At 65.0% G+C, this 15,213-nt stretch carries 13 protein-coding genes and 1 pseudogene; 6 read left to right on the forward strand and 8 right to left on the reverse strand.

The window, feature by feature from the left end:
- Positions 1 to 32: 32 nt before the first annotated feature.
- The 5 genes from CH290_RS25555 to mftE form a co-directional block, all read right to left on the reverse strand.
- A complete protein-coding gene (locus tag CH290_RS25555; RefSeq protein ID WP_033189885.1) occupies positions 33 to 1,325 on the reverse strand; it encodes a sigma-54-dependent transcriptional regulator family protein in 1,293 nt (430 codons plus the stop codon).
- 162 nt (positions 1,326 to 1,487) lie between these two features.
- Positions 1,488 to 1,622 (reverse strand): hypothetical protein, encoded by a 135-nt coding sequence (locus CH290_RS30970; protein WP_019663518.1) that lies wholly within the window; start codon positions 1,620 to 1,622, stop codon positions 1,488 to 1,490.
- 52 nt (positions 1,623 to 1,674) lie between these two features.
- Positions 1,675 to 3,123, reverse strand: coding sequence for a mycofactocin dehydrogenase MftG (gene mftG / locus CH290_RS25560; protein WP_033189884.1), 1,449 nt, complete (start codon positions 3,121 to 3,123; stop codon positions 1,675 to 1,677).
- The gene (gene mftF / locus CH290_RS25565) at positions 3,120 to 4,517 is read right to left on the reverse strand and encodes a mycofactocin biosynthesis glycosyltransferase MftF (RefSeq protein WP_027498702.1); all 1,398 of its coding nucleotides are present in this window, start codon (positions 4,515 to 4,517) and stop codon (positions 3,120 to 3,122) included. The genes mftG and mftF overlap by 4 nt, the downstream gene beginning before the upstream one ends.
- Before the next feature lie 103 nt (positions 4,518 to 4,620).
- Positions 4,621 to 5,331, reverse strand: a complete 711-nt coding sequence (gene mftE, locus CH290_RS25570; RefSeq protein ID WP_020111186.1) for a mycofactocin biosynthesis peptidyl-dipeptidase MftE — start codon at positions 5,329 to 5,331, stop codon at positions 4,621 to 4,623.
- Positions 5,332 to 5,444: 113 nt separating this feature from the next.
- On the opposite strand from mftE, the gene CH290_RS25575 reads away from it, so the two are divergent.
- The 4 genes from CH290_RS25575 (at position 5,445) to CH290_RS25590 (ending at position 9,281) form a co-directional block, all read left to right on the forward strand.
- On the forward strand, positions 5,445 to 6,161 hold the full coding sequence (locus tag CH290_RS25575; RefSeq protein WP_019663514.1) for a GntR family transcriptional regulator: 717 nt from the start codon (positions 5,445 to 5,447) through the stop codon (positions 6,159 to 6,161).
- Positions 6,162 to 6,298: 137 nt separating this feature from the next.
- Positions 6,299 to 7,858 (forward strand): NCS1 family nucleobase:cation symporter-1, encoded by a 1,560-nt coding sequence (locus CH290_RS25580; protein WP_170947555.1) that lies wholly within the window; start codon positions 6,299 to 6,301, stop codon positions 7,856 to 7,858.
- Between the two features lie 10 nt (positions 7,859 to 7,868).
- A complete protein-coding gene (locus tag CH290_RS25585; RefSeq protein ID WP_033189882.1) occupies positions 7,869 to 8,600 on the forward strand; it encodes an aspartate/glutamate racemase family protein in 732 nt (243 codons plus the stop codon).
- A 39-nt stretch (positions 8,601 to 8,639) separates the two neighbouring features.
- The gene (locus CH290_RS25590; protein WP_254924973.1) at positions 8,640 to 9,281 is read left to right on the forward strand and encodes a nucleoside/nucleotide kinase family protein; all 642 of its coding nucleotides are present in this window, start codon (positions 8,640 to 8,642) and stop codon (positions 9,279 to 9,281) included.
- Positions 9,282 to 9,284: 3 nt separating this feature from the next.
- On the opposite strand, the gene CH290_RS25595 is transcribed toward CH290_RS25590, so the two are convergent.
- Positions 9,285 to 9,935: a Rid family hydrolase gene (locus CH290_RS25595; protein ID WP_019663510.1), complete on the reverse strand. Its 651-nt coding sequence runs from the start codon at positions 9,933 to 9,935 to the stop codon at positions 9,285 to 9,287.
- Positions 9,936 to 9,962: 27 nt separating this feature from the next.
- Positions 9,963 to 11,541: pseudogene (locus CH290_RS25600) on the reverse strand (flavin monoamine oxidase family protein).
- A gap of 259 nt (positions 11,542 to 11,800) precedes the next feature.
- Between CH290_RS25600 and CH290_RS25605 the strand changes: the two are divergent.
- Both CH290_RS25605 and CH290_RS25610 read left to right on the forward strand, forming a co-directional pair.
- Positions 11,801 to 13,324, forward strand: coding sequence for an APC family permease (locus CH290_RS25605; protein WP_019663508.1), 1,524 nt, complete (start codon positions 11,801 to 11,803; stop codon positions 13,322 to 13,324).
- Positions 13,324 to 14,070 carry an IclR family transcriptional regulator gene (locus tag CH290_RS25610; protein ID WP_019663507.1) on the forward strand — a complete coding sequence of 249 codons (747 nt, stop codon included), beginning with the start codon at positions 13,324 to 13,326 and terminating at the stop codon, positions 14,068 to 14,070. Before CH290_RS25605 ends, CH290_RS25610 begins: the two co-directional genes overlap by 1 nt.
- Here CH290_RS25610 and mftD read toward each other — a convergent pair.
- Positions 14,054 to 15,211 carry a pre-mycofactocin synthase MftD gene (gene mftD, locus CH290_RS25615; RefSeq protein ID WP_033189881.1) on the reverse strand — a complete coding sequence of 386 codons (1,158 nt, stop codon included), beginning with the start codon at positions 15,209 to 15,211 and terminating at the stop codon, positions 14,054 to 14,056. The two genes, CH290_RS25610 and mftD, sit on opposite strands and share 17 nt — an antisense overlap.
- Positions 15,212 to 15,213 lie beyond the last annotated feature (2 nt).

The raw sequence follows: 15,213 nt of genomic DNA on the forward strand, positions 1-15,213 counted from the left end.
TGCAATTTCTGCTGGGCGCCCGGCCCGACGGATCAGACGCCGAGCTGGCGGTCGAGATGCTCGATTCTGGCGCTGACCTGCCCGTACAGTGCGGAGTCCTGACTGAGCGTGGCCCGGTACGCTTCCCACGCGTACACATCGGTGCGCCCGTGGATCGACGACGTCCACTGGGCCAGCAACACCGGATCCCCTGCCCGCAGCAGCGCGGCTTGGACCCGGGAGCGAAGTTCTTCTCTGATGTCCTCGATGCCGGGTGCCGTGGACCCGGGAAGAACGGGACCGGTGTAGATGCGCAACGCCCCCTCGATGTCGCCGCGGTCGAGGGCGCGCCGGATGTCGGAGACATCGGTGGTCAGTTCGCCTACGAGCCGATACGGCCTCGACGCCAGACCTGCACTTCCGAATGCTTTGCGTAGTCGCGACATCTCGGCGCGGATGGTCACCGAGTCCAATTCCTGCTCGTCGAGCAGTACGGCGAGATGATCGGAACTGAGACCCTCCGGGTGATCGGCCAGGAGCAACAGGATCTCCGCATGCCGCTGCGACAGCGCGCTGCGACCGCTTCCTTTCGTCAACCCGGGCCGGCCCGAACCGAGCACCTCCAACCGAGGAGCACTGTCACCCAACGACTTCGGCGAATTCATCAGATGCACACGCAATTCCGACTCGGCGGCGGCGACAGTGGCGCGAATCAGAGACAACACCTCGGGAACCGCAACGCGAGGACCGCCGGTGATATCGATCGCGCCGAGGATCTGTCCGCTCGTCGGGTGATGGACGGGCGCCGCGGAACAACTCCACTCGTGCACGGTCCTGCTGAAGTGCTCGGCGGCGAAGATCTGGACGCAGTGGTCGACCGCGAGCGCCGTGCCGGGAGCGTTGGTCCCTTTGCTTTCTTCGCTCCAGTCGACGCCTTCGGCGAAGTTCATCGACATCGCGCGATCCTTCGCAGCCGAATCTCCCTCGACCCACAGCAGCCGGCCCTCGGCGTCGGAGATCGCGACGAGCAAGCCGGTGTCCGCGGCATCCTCGACCAGCAGCTTGCGGATGACCGGCCTGATGATGGACATGGGGTGCTCGGAGCGATAGCGCTCCAGTTCCGCACCGGACAACACGATCGAGTCGTTTCCACCGTCGGGGTCGACACCTTTGGTGCGGCTGCGCATCCAGGAATCGAGGACCACGGAACGAACACTGGCGGTGGCCGAGGAGTCCTCCACGAAAGAGCGGTGCGCTGTGGTCACCCGACGTGCGAGCACGTCGATGTCCTCACCAGGGCGAAGGGCCACCCAGGGGTTCCCCTGTCCTGGCGTTCTTCCAGTCATCACACAAGTACCTCTTCTGGCGCGGTCACACTACTGTAACGCAGCTCACACACGCAGAATACAGGCCCACCGAGCTCGGCGGGGATCGCCGAGGCCGGAGGGCCCGTGCATTCTCGACCTGCGTCGCGGGGGTTACCGGACCGAGCTGGGTGCCCGGCGCGGTCAGCGCTTTTTGACGGTCGCCGAGATGTCGATGCCGGTGTCGCCCGAGGCCTTCATTTTCTTGTCCGCGCGCTTCTCCTTCAACGACTTTCCTTGTTTCTTGGACATCGAACTGCGAGGAGATTTGTCAGACATGGCGGGGTGCCCCATTCTCTGCGGAACCGAGAATGGTCCACAGACCACGAACTTACGCCACCGAGCCACGAATGAGGCGGCAGGCGCGTTCGGCGAGCATGATCGCCGTCGCGTGGGGCCCTCGCGAAGGAACGACGGGGAAGGCAGACGTGTCGACCACGTACAACCCGTCGACGCCGCGCACCGCGCACGTGTCGTCCAGGACGGCGTCCTCCCCGCCCATCGCGCAGCTTCCCGAGAGGTGAAGCGATGTCCCCAGCCTGGCGCGCACGAACCCGTCGAGGTCGCCCTCGACGGATTCGGTGTTCTCGATGAGCTCGGCGACGAGTTTCAGTCCGGACGCCAACGCCCGCCGGTCGGCGACGGATTCCAGGTATCGGTACCGAACCCGGGGCGCGATCGCCGGGTCCGACGACACCAGCTCGATGTCCCCTCTCGACTCGGGTCGCATCAGGCCGACTCCGATCAGCGGATCCCCGGCCGGGAGGCCTGCGATCATGCGGTCGAACGGAGCCGAGTAGGGGCGGATCTCGAGGTCTCCGACGTGCAGCACCGCCTCCATGGGCGACGATGCGGGACCGGTCGACGAAACACTGTACGGCAGAGTTACTTCCGGATGATCACTGAAACCACGTCCCACGTTCGGTTGATCCACGACGGTCCGGATGTCGAGCGCGCCCAGCCGGCCCGCAGGCCCGATACCGGAGAGCATCAGCAGCTGCGGGGTCCGAACTGCTCCCGCACACAATATGATTCGCTCCGCCCGTAGCATCTCCCTCGTACCGCCGTGGTCGACGGCGACCCCGACCGCGCGCATCCGATCGACGACGATGCCGAGAACAGTTGCGTCGCTGCGGACCTGAAGGTTGGGACGATCCGACGCCGGAAGAAGGTACGCCAGAGCGGCATTCGTTCGCACCCCTCCGGAGATGTTGCGCGGCACCGGGCCTACGCCGTCCGCCGAGTACGGCGAGTTCTTGTCCTCGTCGAACGCGAACCCGGCGCGTTCGGCCGCAGCAACGAAGGCCTCTGTCATGGCGCTTCCCGCTCCGGGCAGCACCCGCGACACGGGCATCGGTCCCTCGCTGCCGTGATAGGGCCCGGTGAAGTCGAGGTCCCGTTCCAGCGCCGAGAAGTACGGCAGTACATCCGCGAAAGACCACGATGCAGGCCACGCATCGAAGTCGTCCGGCCGGGCGCGCACGAAGTATCCACCGTTGACCGCGCCCGACCCACCGAGCACTCGCCCCCGCGAGACCCGAGCGGCGATACCGTCCGCCAGATCGGCGGAGTACGTGTCGAGCCACGGACTGTCGGCCCCCAGGGGAAGTACACGTGCGTCGAGCACATCCAGCGGAACCTCGTCGACGGTCCGGAATCCGGGCCCTGCTTCGAGGAGCCGGACCGAGCACGAAGGATCCTCGCTGAGCCTCGACGCGACGACGGCGCCGCACGATCCGCCGCCGACGACGATCACGTCGACCGTGCGGCTGGGGCTCATGTGTCCATTCGGGGTGTCAAGGCTTTCAGGCTGCGAGACCGTGCCGCCCCGGTCCACAGTCCGGCTCCGTACGCGACATCGTCGACGCGCTTGAAGAACGCGTATCGAATGGGGTCGAGCCCACCGAGCTCGCGATGCTTGTACCAGTCCGTCATCGCATCTGCGACAGCGATTCCCAGCGCAATCCTGCGAATTCGACTCGACAGCACGACCGCCAGAAGTGTGATGGGCCAATAATGTCGACACATCGCCGACGCGAGTTGCCAGAGCCCGCCGATGAACCCTTCCGTTGCCAGGATCGCCGCGATGCGGGTCGGTTGGTCGAGCCCGAGGAACATCCTGCGGAGCCTGCCTGTCGTCGCCCCGAGCGTCAGCAACGCGCCCAGTAGGCCGAACTTGGTGAAACTGATCGCGAACAGGCAGGAGATCAGAGTCCACGGTGACATCGAGAGCGGGGGCACCATGCCCGGATGCCGGTCCGCGAGTGGACTTGCTCCGGTGCCGTAGAACAGCTTGCGGCCGAACCACCGACCGAACGTGACGCGATGATCGTGCGCGACGTTGGCAACGGGCTCGTAGCGCAGCCGCCACCCCGCCTCCTGCAACCGCCAGCAGAGATCGACGTCCTCGGCGACGTGCATGGATTCGTCGAATCCGTTGCACTCCTCGGCGACGTGGCGACGGATGAGCATTGCGGCGCTCGGGACGTAGGAGACAGAGCTGCCCGCTCGAACCGCGGCTTCCTTGCGACCCAGGTCCAGCGACGACCGGGCGTGCTCGTACCGGGCCAGAGCGTTGCCTTCGGGTTCGAGAGCCACGATCCTCGGCGCGACCAGTGCGACCGCAGGGTCGGAGAAATGCCCGAGCATGACCTCGAGCCAGCCCTTGCGCGGCACCACATCCGAATCCAGGAATGCCACGAAATCAGTTGTTGCGGACCGAAGCCCGGTATTGCGCGCTGCAGCGGGCCCCCGAGAACTCTCGTGCCGCAGCGTCGTCACCCCGCCGATGCTCCACGCAACCGGCGGCACCGTGACCGGCTCGTCGGATCCGTCGTCGACGACGATGACCTTCAGTCCGTGCAACGCAGGAAGGAGGCGGGACAGCCCTGCCGCGTTGTTCTTCAACGGGATCACCACGGTGACGTCCTGCGGAGACGGAATGGACATCGGTCGCGGATTCGCGACACCGGAGTCCAGCAGTTTCCGCGCCACGAGCGCGGACTGCGAATCGGTCACCTCGAGGAATCCGTCGCCGATCATCGCCGCAGCGGTGGGTGCCAGTTTCAGCATCCGAGTCGGGGAACCCCCGATCAGAACGCGCCCCTCCGAGTATGTGCGTACACGAGGATCGACGCGCACCCCGAATCCATCAGGCAATCGTCCTTGACCCATCAGGTGATCGTAAGCGGACATTGCCGCGAAGTGGTATCCGTGGACGCAGAAATTCGGAAACATACCCACGGCCTGTTCGAACGCGATTTTTCGGACCGCAGGTTCACGTCAACATGCCCCGCTCCGACGGTCCCCATCGCTGCAACGCATCCGCCGCGAGGGCGCACATCTGCCCCAGGACGGTCTCGCCTTCGGCCGCCGACGACCCACGGGGGTCACCCAGCACTCCGTTCGGGGTAACCGCTCGGACACCACCGGAACGCAGCAGAGGCAGAAGGTCCGCGAGCGAGTCCGTGTTCCCGACCTCGATACGCGACTTGTCCACCACCTCCGGGCAAAGATGCAGCAGCAGTGAAGTTTCGGTACGGCCGGCGTGTGCGTCGGCACCCGGAACGACACAGGGCAACCACGCCACGTCGCGCCCCTCGTACCGCAGCAGCCGAACCGCCGCGGCCAGCGCACCGACGTTGCCGCCGTGCCCGTTGACGAACACCAGACGGTCCGCCCACCGGCACGCCGACCTGCCGTACTCGACGAGGATCGCCTCCAGCGCGTCCGCACCGATAGAGATGGTGCCGGGGAAGCCCTCGTGCTCTCCGCTCGCCCCGTACGCGATCGACGGCGCGACGACCACGCCGGGCAATCGCTCCGCCACGGCCTGGGCGACCCGAGTATCGGTGTCGAGAGGTAGATGAGGCCCGTGCTGCTCGACTGCACCGACCGGCACCGCCACAGTGCGTCGACCGTCGACCGCCGGCCATCGATCGTCGGCCAAGCGTCGATACGAGGAGGACGGTTGCTCGGTCTCGGCCACTGTCGAATGGTATCCGCTTGCGCCGATCTGCCTCGATTCGTTTCCACTCCGCACGTCACACACAGGAAACAATCCGCCATTAGCGTGCGCACCAGAGGCACGAAAGGAGCACCATGCCCCCACGTCGGCGATCGGTACTGCTGGCGCAGTTGAGCATTGCCGAACCGGGCGGTGCACAACCCGCCATTCTCGACGAGCTCCGACGAGTGATCCTGTCCGGGGACGCGCCGCCCAACACTCCCATCCCTCTCGGCGATGTGGCCGAACTGTTCGGCGTGAGCCGAATCCCCGTGCGTGAATCGCTGAAAACACTGATCGGCGAAGGTCTGGTGGACCACCGCCCCAACCTCGGATACACCGTCGCACAGTTGACCTCGGCCGAGCTCCGCGAGATGTACATCGTTCGTGAGGTACTGGAGTCGGCGGCGCTCGCCACCGCAGTCGCACTGGCCGACGAGCAGGATCGGGAGCGAGCTATCGAGGCCGATCGACTTCTCGAGGAATCCATTTCCGCCGATGATCCCCGCGAATACCATCGCCGCAGTCGCGAGTTCCACATGGCACTGACCAGGCCGTCTCGAATGAAACGATTACTGCACATGCTCGAGTCCGCATGGAACATCACCGAGCCGATACAGCCGATGGTGCAGGTCGCGGGGTCGGACCGCGCGTCCCTGCATGCGGATCACCGGTCGATGCTCGACGCGTTCCTCGACCGCGACGCGGCAACCCTGCTGGCCATTTCGCAGTCTCACTCCGCCCGCCTCAACACCGTCATCTCGTCCATCACGAGCGATACCGGGTTGCTGGCCGATTCGCCCGGAGACTGACGTCTCGAAAGATATATTCCTGCCGTCACGCAGGGGCAACACTTCGTCGCTACTTTTTCTTCACCGGACTCGGGCCACCGAAGGCAGAGGCCGATCACACCCGAAGCGCTCTTTCGCACGACGTACCAGGAGCATCGATGACAGACACAGCGAACAGCTCGATATCGCCTGTCGGCGACATGATCGAGGCAGCAGGCCATCCCGTCGGCGGTGGACTGATCAAGGACAGTTACGACCCGAGACTGACCAACGAAGACCTGGCGCCGCTGAAGAAGCAGTCGTGGACGTCGTACAACCTGTTCGCGTTCTGGATGTCCGACGTGCACTCCGTCGGCGGATACGTCACCGCAGGTAGCCTTTTCGCGCTCGGGCTGGCCAGTTGGCAAGTCCTGGTGTCCCTGCTCGTCGGCATCACCATCGTCTACTTCTTCTGCAATCTCGTCGCCAAGCCCAGCCAGGTGGCGGGCGTTCCCTACCCGGTGATGTGCCGGGCGTCGTTCGGTGTCCTGGGCGCCAACATCCCGGCGATCATCCGCGGTCTGATCGCGGTGGCCTGGTACGGAATTCAGACATTTCTGGCGTCGGCGGCGCTGGACATCGTCCTGATCAAACTGTTCCCGTCGCTTGCTCCGTACGCCGTCACCGCCGATTACGGCTTCGCAGGCCTCTCCGCTCTCGGATGGGCGAGCTTCCTGTTCCTGTGGGTACTGCAGGCGGCTGTCTTCTGGCGCGGCATGGAGTCGATTCGTAAGTTCATCGACTTCTGCGGGCCTGCCGTCTACGTGGTCATGTTCGCGCTGTGCGGCTACCTCATCTGGAAGGCCGGTTGGGGTGCAATCGATCTGAACCTCGGCGAAGTCGAGTACACAGGATTCAGTTCCGTTCCGGTCATGCTCGGCGCCATCGCTCTCGTCGTCTCGTACTTCTCCGGCCCCATGCTCAACTTCGGCGACTTCTCCCGTTACGGAAAGTCCTACGCCGCAGTGAAGAAAGGGAACTTCCTCGGTCTGCCGGTCAACTTCCTGGTCTTCTCCATCCTGGTCGTGGTCACCGCGTCCCTGACGCTGCCCGTGTTCGGTGAACTCATCACCGACCCGGTGGAGACGGTAGCCCGGATCGACAGCACCTTCGCCATCGTTCTCGGTGCGTTGACGTTCACCATCGCGACGATCGGCATCAACATCGTCGCGAACTTCATCTCCCCCGCCTTCGACTTCTCCAACGTCAGCCCGCAGAAGATCAGTTGGCGGGCAGGCGGCATGATCGCCGCCGTCGGCTCGGTCCTGATCACCCCGTGGAACCTCTACAACAACCCCGAGGTCATCCACCTCACGCTCGAGACGCTCGGCGCATTCATCGGCCCACTGTTCGGCGTCCTGATCGCGGACTACTACCTGGTGCGCAAGCAGAAGGTCGTCGTCGACGAATTGTTCACCATGTCTCCTGCCGGAAAGTACTGGTACTCCAAGGGTTACAACCCCGCTGCCGTGTACGCCACGATCGTCGGTGCACTGATCGCCATGTTCCCGGTGCTGTTCAACGGCGCCATCGAGGGAATGGAGATCGCCGGGATGGCGACCGCGTCCAAGTACAGCTGGTTCATCGGATGTGGAATCGGGTTCGGGCTGTACTACGTTCTCGCCACCAGGACCAAGCTCGCCGTGACGAACCATCTCGACGATTCCGTGAGCGCATAGGATTCTGCAGGTGCTCATCAAGGTCATCAATCCCAACACCACATCGTCGATGACCGACACGATCGGCAGGTGTGCCCGGGCCGTAGCCGGTCCGGGCACGCTCGTCGACGCGGTCAATCCGACGATGGGGCCCGCCTCCATCGAATCGCACGTCGACGAAGCACTCAGCGTGCCAGGCATTCTCGAACAGATCGCGATCGGCGAACAGCAGGGCGCCGACGGTTACGTCATCGCCTGCTTCGGCGATCCGGGCATGGACGCCGCCCGTGAAGCGGCCGCAGGCCCCGTCGTCGGGATCGCCGAGGCTGCGATGCATGCTGCGAGCTTCCTCGGTCGAGGGTTCTCGGTGGTCACCACTCTGCAACGCACCACGGGCAGAGCACAGGACCTCGCCGACCACTACGGTTTCACCCGGTCATGCCTCGCGGTCCACGCATGCGACATTCCTGTCCTCGACCTCGAGACCGACCCCGACGCCCGCAAGATCGTCACCGAAGCATGTCGTGACGCTCTGGAATCCGACGGAAGCGACGCCATCGTGCTCGGCTGCGCCGGCATGGCCGACCTGTGCGAGCACATCTCGTCGGAGATCGGGGTGCCGGTCGTCGACGGTGTCGCCGCGGCAACACTCGCCGTTCAGTCGCTCGTCACCATGGGCCTGCGCACAGGAAAGCGCAGCGAATTCGCACCACCTCCACCCAAGGCATACTCGGGTTTGCTGTCCGGCTTCGGGAGTTCGTGACGTCCGGCGCAGGACTGTGCCCGTTGCGGCGTGGACGACATGTGCCGCCCGTCGGCCTATCGTCGAAGCATGGACGAGTTGATCGCGTGGGCGAACGACCTCGCGGCCGGACCGGGCCGAAGAATTCTCGGGATAGCCGGGGCGCCCGGCGCGGGCAAGTCGACGCTCGGTGGACGCCTGGTCGACGGGCTCGGATCCGACCGCGCAGTGCTGGTGCCCATGGACGGGTTCCATCTCGCCGACGCCACCCTCGACGCACTCGGGCGTCGGGCCAGGAAGGGCGCGCCCGACACGTTCGATGCCGCGGGTTACGCGCATCTGTTGCGTCGCCTCCGACACGAGTACGACGCCGGGATCGTCTACGCGCCGCGCTTCGACAGAACCCTCGAAGAGCCCATCGCAGGCAGCATTGCGGTCGCCCCGGACGTGCCGTTGGTGATCACCGAGGGAAACTATCTTCTGCTCGACGAGGGGGACTGGCCACTGGCACGTGCCGAGATCGACGAAGTCTGGTTCATCGACATCGACGACGAACTGCGTCGCACCCGACTCGTGGAGCGGCACAGCATGTTCGGTAAAACGGATTTCGAAGCACGAGCGTGGACGCTTGGAAGCGACGAGGACAACGCTGTCCTCGTCGCCTCCACCGCATCTCGTGCAGACCGCCGCGTTCGTCTGTGAGGGTTACTTGACCGCGTCGACCTCCACCTCCACGAGCCAGCCGGGAACGGGGAGGGTGGCGACTTCGAGGGCGAAGCGGGTCGGTCGTGCCGAGTTGCGCTCCATGGGTGCCGCAGGCTCCGCGGTACCCATCGGTACCAGTTCCGTCTCGTCCGAGTCCAGGTTGGTGTTGGCGAAGAACTGCCGGTAGGCCCGGTTCCAGCCGGCGAAGTCCGCGACCGCGGCACCGGGTGCGTTGTCGAGGAACACACGCATGGTCACCACGTCCTCGAGCGAATAGCCTTCGGCTTCGAGGTTGTCCCTGATTTTCTTCAGGACGTTGATGCCTTGCGCTTCGGTGACGGTGACGCCGTCGGGGAGCGTGCCGCCGGAGAACTCGTCGGTGTCGACGAAGGACTCGGGAGTGCCGGTCGGAGCGGCGTCGTTCATCGCAGTGGGGCCGATACCGCTCGTCTTGTACACCGTTGCATCCCCTGCGATCTCGACTCCCTGGGCGATCATCGGATTCGACTCCCCCGCTTCGAGGACCGACCTGGCGCCCGGCGCCGTGTCGGTCGAGGTGTCGGCGGCCGAGGAGTCCGACGAGCACGCCGCCGTGAACACGACGGCACCGGCAGCGAGCGCGGCGAAGAAGGAACGTGTGACCTTGGACAAGAGATTTCCTTTCGTGGAAGTGAGAGGTCAGGACGCGACGACGCGCTCGTGGAGCGCAGTGACGACGTCGCGTGCGGAGGTGAAGGCGCCGTGCTGCCACGCGATGGCATTGGACAGGTGGTCCCCGGCGAAGTAGATGCGATCGACCGGCTCCAACAGCAACTCGTACTCGGCCGTGGCCGTGCCGCCGTGCGATCCGCCCGACCCTGCCCAGTTCGCCCACGCGCTCTCGGAATACTTGGTTCGGCGCCAACTTCCCGAGAACGAACTGGAGATGTCCTTGGTGTACTTCTCACCGTGGAGCAGCGAGCCTTCGGCGAGAGCTTTCGCCAGACGCTGTTTGTGCGTGAGCGATTCGAATGCCACGTGCCGTTTGCCGGAGTTGTAGTAGCCGACGACCACGCCGCGATCGGAGTTGTAGTGGTCGTAGGGGAACATGATCTGCGAGATGTCCAGATCGGTGTTGCTGGCACCGCCGTAAATCCGCTCGTCGGTCTCCCACCACCGACGCGAGTACTCGATGCCCAGCTTGCCCGACGACGACGCCTTCGCCGCGAGATTGGCGGCGAGTACGTCCGCAGGGAGGTTGGTGTCCAGCCTCCCGATGAGGTTCGGGGGAATCGTGCAGATCACGTAGTCCGCCGAGATCGACTGTGCGGATCCGTCCCTTCACGTACTCGACCGTCGCGCCACCGGAGGTGTTCTTCATGGACGTGACTTCGGCGCCGTAGACGATGTTGTCCTCGCCGATGGACTCGGCGAACGCGTAGTAGATGCGGTCCATGCCTCCCACGGGGGTGAACATCAGCATGGCCTGGTCGTACCCGAACTCGAAACTGAAGTTACGCCCGATGCCGCTGCGGATGACTTCCGACATGCCGAACGGCTCGGTCTCGGTACCGAAGTCCAGGCCGGCGCCCGGTTCCGAGGAGTACCCGCGCCGCGACGAGCCTACGTATCTTCCGTCGTCGGACAGGTCTCCGAAATCGGAGAGAAACTCCGACAGGGCGTCCTTGTCGTCCGCGGTGAGCACGTCGTCGAGGGCACCGCGGCTCGCGGCCTTCTGCAGCAACTCCGACATGTACCCGTAGGTGTCGGCTTTTGCTGCACGGTAGGACACGGACTTCTGATTCAGAGACGTGTCGCTCTTGTAGTTGACTACGGTGTTGGCATTCTGGTTTCCGAATGTCTGGAGTTCGACGCCGAGTTCCCTGCAGTAGTCCATCGTGATGTGGCTCTGCGGAATTCGGGTTGCTCCGATGTTGTAGAAGTGCCCCTCGGAGAAGGTGCACTTCTGCGTTTCTCCGTTGAGATCCGTTTCCTCCGCTCCGCCTCGGATCGACCACACGCGTCCACCCGGACGCTGCCGAGCCTCGAGGACGGTCACGGAGTACCCGGCCTTCTGCAACTCGTACGTGGCGCACAGTCCCGCGGGCCCACCGCCCAGCACGACCACGGTGGGGCTGCCGTCGACTCGCCCGATCAGATCGGCCATCGCCGGTGCCTGGAATCGTGAGGGGGCTGCTGCCGCCGAGGGCGCCAACCCCAGCGTCGACATCGCTCCGTAAGCGAGACCCGCACCGCCGGTGACTCCGAGTCCCCGCATGAACGATCTCCGTGTAACTCCCATGTGCTCTTCCACTCCTTCTGCCCACCCCAGGTAGCCCTGGCCGTCGAAATCACTGGTTTCGAGTCAGGGCAATCGTGGAACGCACACAATTCCGGAATGCGTAGCGCAGGAAACGTCTTGCGACAGATGCAGTGAGAAGTGGTAGCGGATTCGCCGAGGCTTATCACTCGCGTGCGAACAGGTGAAGCATTCACGAAATCGGGGCGCAACAATTCACGGCTATTTTTCGGCCATCATGTCTGCACTGGAACACGCCATCACCGCGTCCTTCGCAGCGCGGGAGCCCGAGCGCCCTGCACTGTCACCGTTGCGCGCCCTCGGCCGTCGGCAGCTGTCGGGAGTCGAAGTGTTCGCGCAGTCGGTGGCCACGACGGCGCCCGCCGCATCGATGGTGATTCTGCCGCTCACGATGCTCACCCACGAGACCATGCTCGCCGGTGTTCTGACGATACTGGCGGCGACGATCGTGGTGTCGTTGATCGCCTTCTGTGTCTCCCAGTTCACCCGGAGGTTCTCCTCGTCCGGAGGTCTGTACAGCTTCGCGGTCAAGGGGTCGGGACCGAGGGGCGCACTGACCGTGGGCGCAGCGATGCTGTGCAAATACTGCGCGAGTGGCGCAATGACCCTGTACTTCGGAGGACAGGCCGTCCGAACGGTTCTGCACGAGCTGGGCGTGCCCACCGGCGGAATCCTGGGTATCGCCGCGGTGCACGGTGTGATCGCAGCGGCGATGCTCGGATGTCTGCTCCGCGGAGTCAGATTCGCCGCGACGGCCATCCTCGTAGTGGAAGTCTGCTCGCTGCTGTTCATAACCGCCCTTCTCGTGTTTCCCAGCAGCGGCCCGGTCGAGATCGAACCGTCCGGGGCGCCGAACGGACTCATGATCGTCGCGCTCGGCGCCATGTTCTCGTTGGCCGGTTTCGAGAGCGCCACCTTCTTCGCCCCGGAGGCGAAGCGGCCTCTCGTCAACGTCACCAGAACCGTCCTCCTCACCCCGATCATCTGCGGTGCGCTGTTCACGTTCGCCGCGTGGGCTGTCTGGTCCGGCCGCGGCGGCGTGCTTGTCGATGCCTACCAGCACGGGACGTCGACGGGTATCGACGCGTGGCTCGTCGTGGCATTGAATCTCGGCCTGAGTTTCTCGTGGTTGGCCTCGGCCATGGCATCGTCGAATGCGGCGTCGCGCCTGCTGTACACGATGGGCGTCGAGAACGTGGTCACGCGCCGAGTCGCCCGCGTGCACCGAGTGTTCCGAACCCCGCACGTTGCTCTCTGGATCGTCGTCGGACTCGTCGTCGGGCTCGGTTCGCTGCTCGCGATCGCCGCCGGCATCCCGATCTTCGACAACTTCCGGTTCCTGGACGACGTTCGCTTGCTCGCCCGTGCGGCCGTCATCGTCGGATACGCCGTCGCCTCCGTAGCTGCAGTGGCGTTCCTGCGACGCATCGGCGAGCTGACGACACCCGTCGTGTGCGCCGGAGTGCTGGCATGTGCCTCCGGCACGGCGATTCTCGCGAATCTTCTGTTCACGGTCGGTGTGCAGCAGAACATCACGCTGCTCGTCATGCTCGGTCTGCTCGGCGCGTCCGGACTGGCGTGGCGCGCGGTTCTCCACCACAGACGGCCCCGGTCGCTCGACGCCGTCGGCGTCTTCGACAGCGCGGAAAGTCACGACGTACTGCCCGGAGCGGTGACGTACGGTGAGAATTCGCGCGGAGCCGTTGCCCTGGTGAAATCTCCTGCGTCCGAATCGCGCTGATGGCTCTTCGCACCGCACGAACCCACGAGCTCGGAGGACACGAACCCCGCGCAGTCCAGAAGGCACTTGCGCTGCTCGAAGCCGTTGCCCGTCTCGGTTCGGGTGCGACGGCCAAGGAAATCGCCCACGCGACGTCGACGCCGCCGGCAACGGCGTACCGATTGCTCAACATCCTGGTGGCCGACGGCTTTCTCGTACGGATCGACGATCTGTCGGGCTTCGCTCTGGGTCGTCGAACGCGGGAGCTCGCCGGAGCCGCACCGTCGACGGAGGTGGACTATTCACAGGTGATCGACACGGTACGAGGTCGGACCCGCTTCGGGGTCTATCTGGCGACGTACGCCGGCGACCGCATCCGGCTTCTCGATCGGGACCCGGACCACGAGCTCACCGGCGAGACGGCCCTGACGACACACGTGCACGCGTCGGCGATCGGAAAATTGTTGTTGGCCAATCGGGCCGACGGAAACTCGTTGGCGGATCTGCGTAAGTTCACATCCCACACCATCGTCGACCTCGCGGACCTCGCGATCGAGCTCAGTCGAATCCGTGCCACCGACGTCGCCACGGAACGCGACGAGATCAAGATGGGCAGGTCCGCCGTGGCGGTGCCGGTCCGCGACGACACGGGTGGGGTCTCCGGGTGCATCGCCGTGATCGGCCGCACCGGACGGCTCGATCCGGAGGATCCCGAGCTGCTCGACCTCCTGAGATCCAGTGCGAGCCAGATCACCCTGTGCGGGTGACGATGTCCGACGGTGACAGGTCCTGCACCGAGGAACACCCGAGGCCGAGGACCGCGGAGTCGAGGCCTCCGCGCAGAATGTCGAGAACGTTCTCGACCCCCGGCTGACCTGCGGCCGCCAGCCCCCACAGGTACGCACGACCGATCAACACCGCGCGTGCACCGAGGGCGACGGCTTTCGCGACGTCGCTGCCCCGGCGGACCCCACCGTCGAGGGTGATCTCGACCCGCTCCCCCACAGCGTCGACGATGCTGGGCAGCAGGCGGATCGACGCAGGTGTTCCGTCGAGGTTGTTTCCGCCGTGGTTGGACACCGACAGCGCCGTGCAACCGATGTCGACGGCTCGCTCCGCGTCGTCGACGCGTGCGATTCCCTTGAGCATGAACGGCCCACCCCACTGGCTACGCAGCCACGCAATGTCCTCCCACGTCGGGAGCGGTGTCCTCGTCCACTCGCGGTACGCGCCGAAGAACGTCGGTGGAGCGCCGCCGGGAGGGGTCAGATTCGGAGCCGTCAGATCAGGGATCGCCCCCGAGCGCACCCACTGTCCCAGCCACCGAGGATGCAAGACGGCCTCCGGCGCGAACCGAGCCATGGTGCGTAGATCGACCCGCTCCGGAATGGCCGGGCTCCCCCAGTCCCTGCCCTCCGAGAACGACCAGTCCATCGTCAGTATCAGCCCGACCGCGCCCGCTGCACGCGCTCGTTCGACCAGGTGAGACAGGAAGTCCCTCGACCCCACCCAGTGCAGTTGGAAGAACGTCTGCGGGTTCGCCGCGACGACGTCCTCGATGGACTTGCTCGCGAACAACGACAACCCCATCGGAACACCCTGCGCGGCAGCAGCTCTGGCCACCGCGACTTCACCGTCCGGATGTACCGCCTGCACACCCGTCGGCGAGATCACGACCGGGAACGACATCGGCTGACCCATCAACGTCGTCGACAGATCGCGTGTATCGGACAATCCCGCGACTCGGGGTGCAAATCCCAATTCGGCGAATGCAGCCGTGTTGTCCGCGACCGTGATGCCCTCTTCGGAACCGGCCAGCAACGCCGAATACACGGATCGGGGAAGCCGCTTCTTCGCGCGCCGCTGTGCCTCCGCGACAGTCTCGAACCACTCCTTGTCGTTGGACACTC

Source organism: Rhodococcus sp. 06-156-4 (assembly GCF_002259345.1).
In the GTDB taxonomy this organism is placed as follows: domain Bacteria; phylum Actinomycetota; class Actinomycetes; order Mycobacteriales; family Mycobacteriaceae; genus Rhodococcoides; species Rhodococcoides fascians_E.

Excerpts from the sequence above, each read along its gene's own strand:
- CH290_RS25555 (WP_033189885.1), bottom strand. The coding sequence starts at position 1,325 with ATGACTGGAAGAACGCCAGGACAGGGGAACCCCTGGGTGGCCCTTCGC.
- CH290_RS30970 (WP_019663518.1), bottom strand. The coding sequence starts at position 1,622 with ATGTCTGACAAATCTCCTCGCAGTTCGATGTCCAAGAAACAAGGAAAG.
- mftG (WP_033189884.1), bottom strand. The coding sequence starts at position 3,123 with ATGAGCCCCAGCCGCACGGTCGACGTGATCGTCGTCGGCGGCGGATCG.
- mftF (WP_027498702.1), bottom strand. The coding sequence starts at position 4,517 with ATGGGTCAAGGACGATTGCCTGATGGATTCGGGGTGCGCGTCGATCCT.
- CH290_RS25575 (WP_019663514.1), top strand. The coding sequence starts at position 5,445 with ATGCCCCCACGTCGGCGATCGGTACTGCTGGCGCAGTTGAGCATTGCC.
- CH290_RS25580 (WP_170947555.1), top strand. The coding sequence starts at position 6,299 with ATGACAGACACAGCGAACAGCTCGATATCGCCTGTCGGCGACATGATC.
- CH290_RS25590 (WP_254924973.1), top strand. The coding sequence starts at position 8,640 with ATGTGCCGCCCGTCGGCCTATCGTCGAAGCATGGACGAGTTGATCGCG.
- CH290_RS25605 (WP_019663508.1), top strand. The coding sequence starts at position 11,801 with ATGTCTGCACTGGAACACGCCATCACCGCGTCCTTCGCAGCGCGGGAG.
- CH290_RS25610 (WP_019663507.1), top strand. The coding sequence starts at position 13,324 with ATGGCTCTTCGCACCGCACGAACCCACGAGCTCGGAGGACACGAACCC.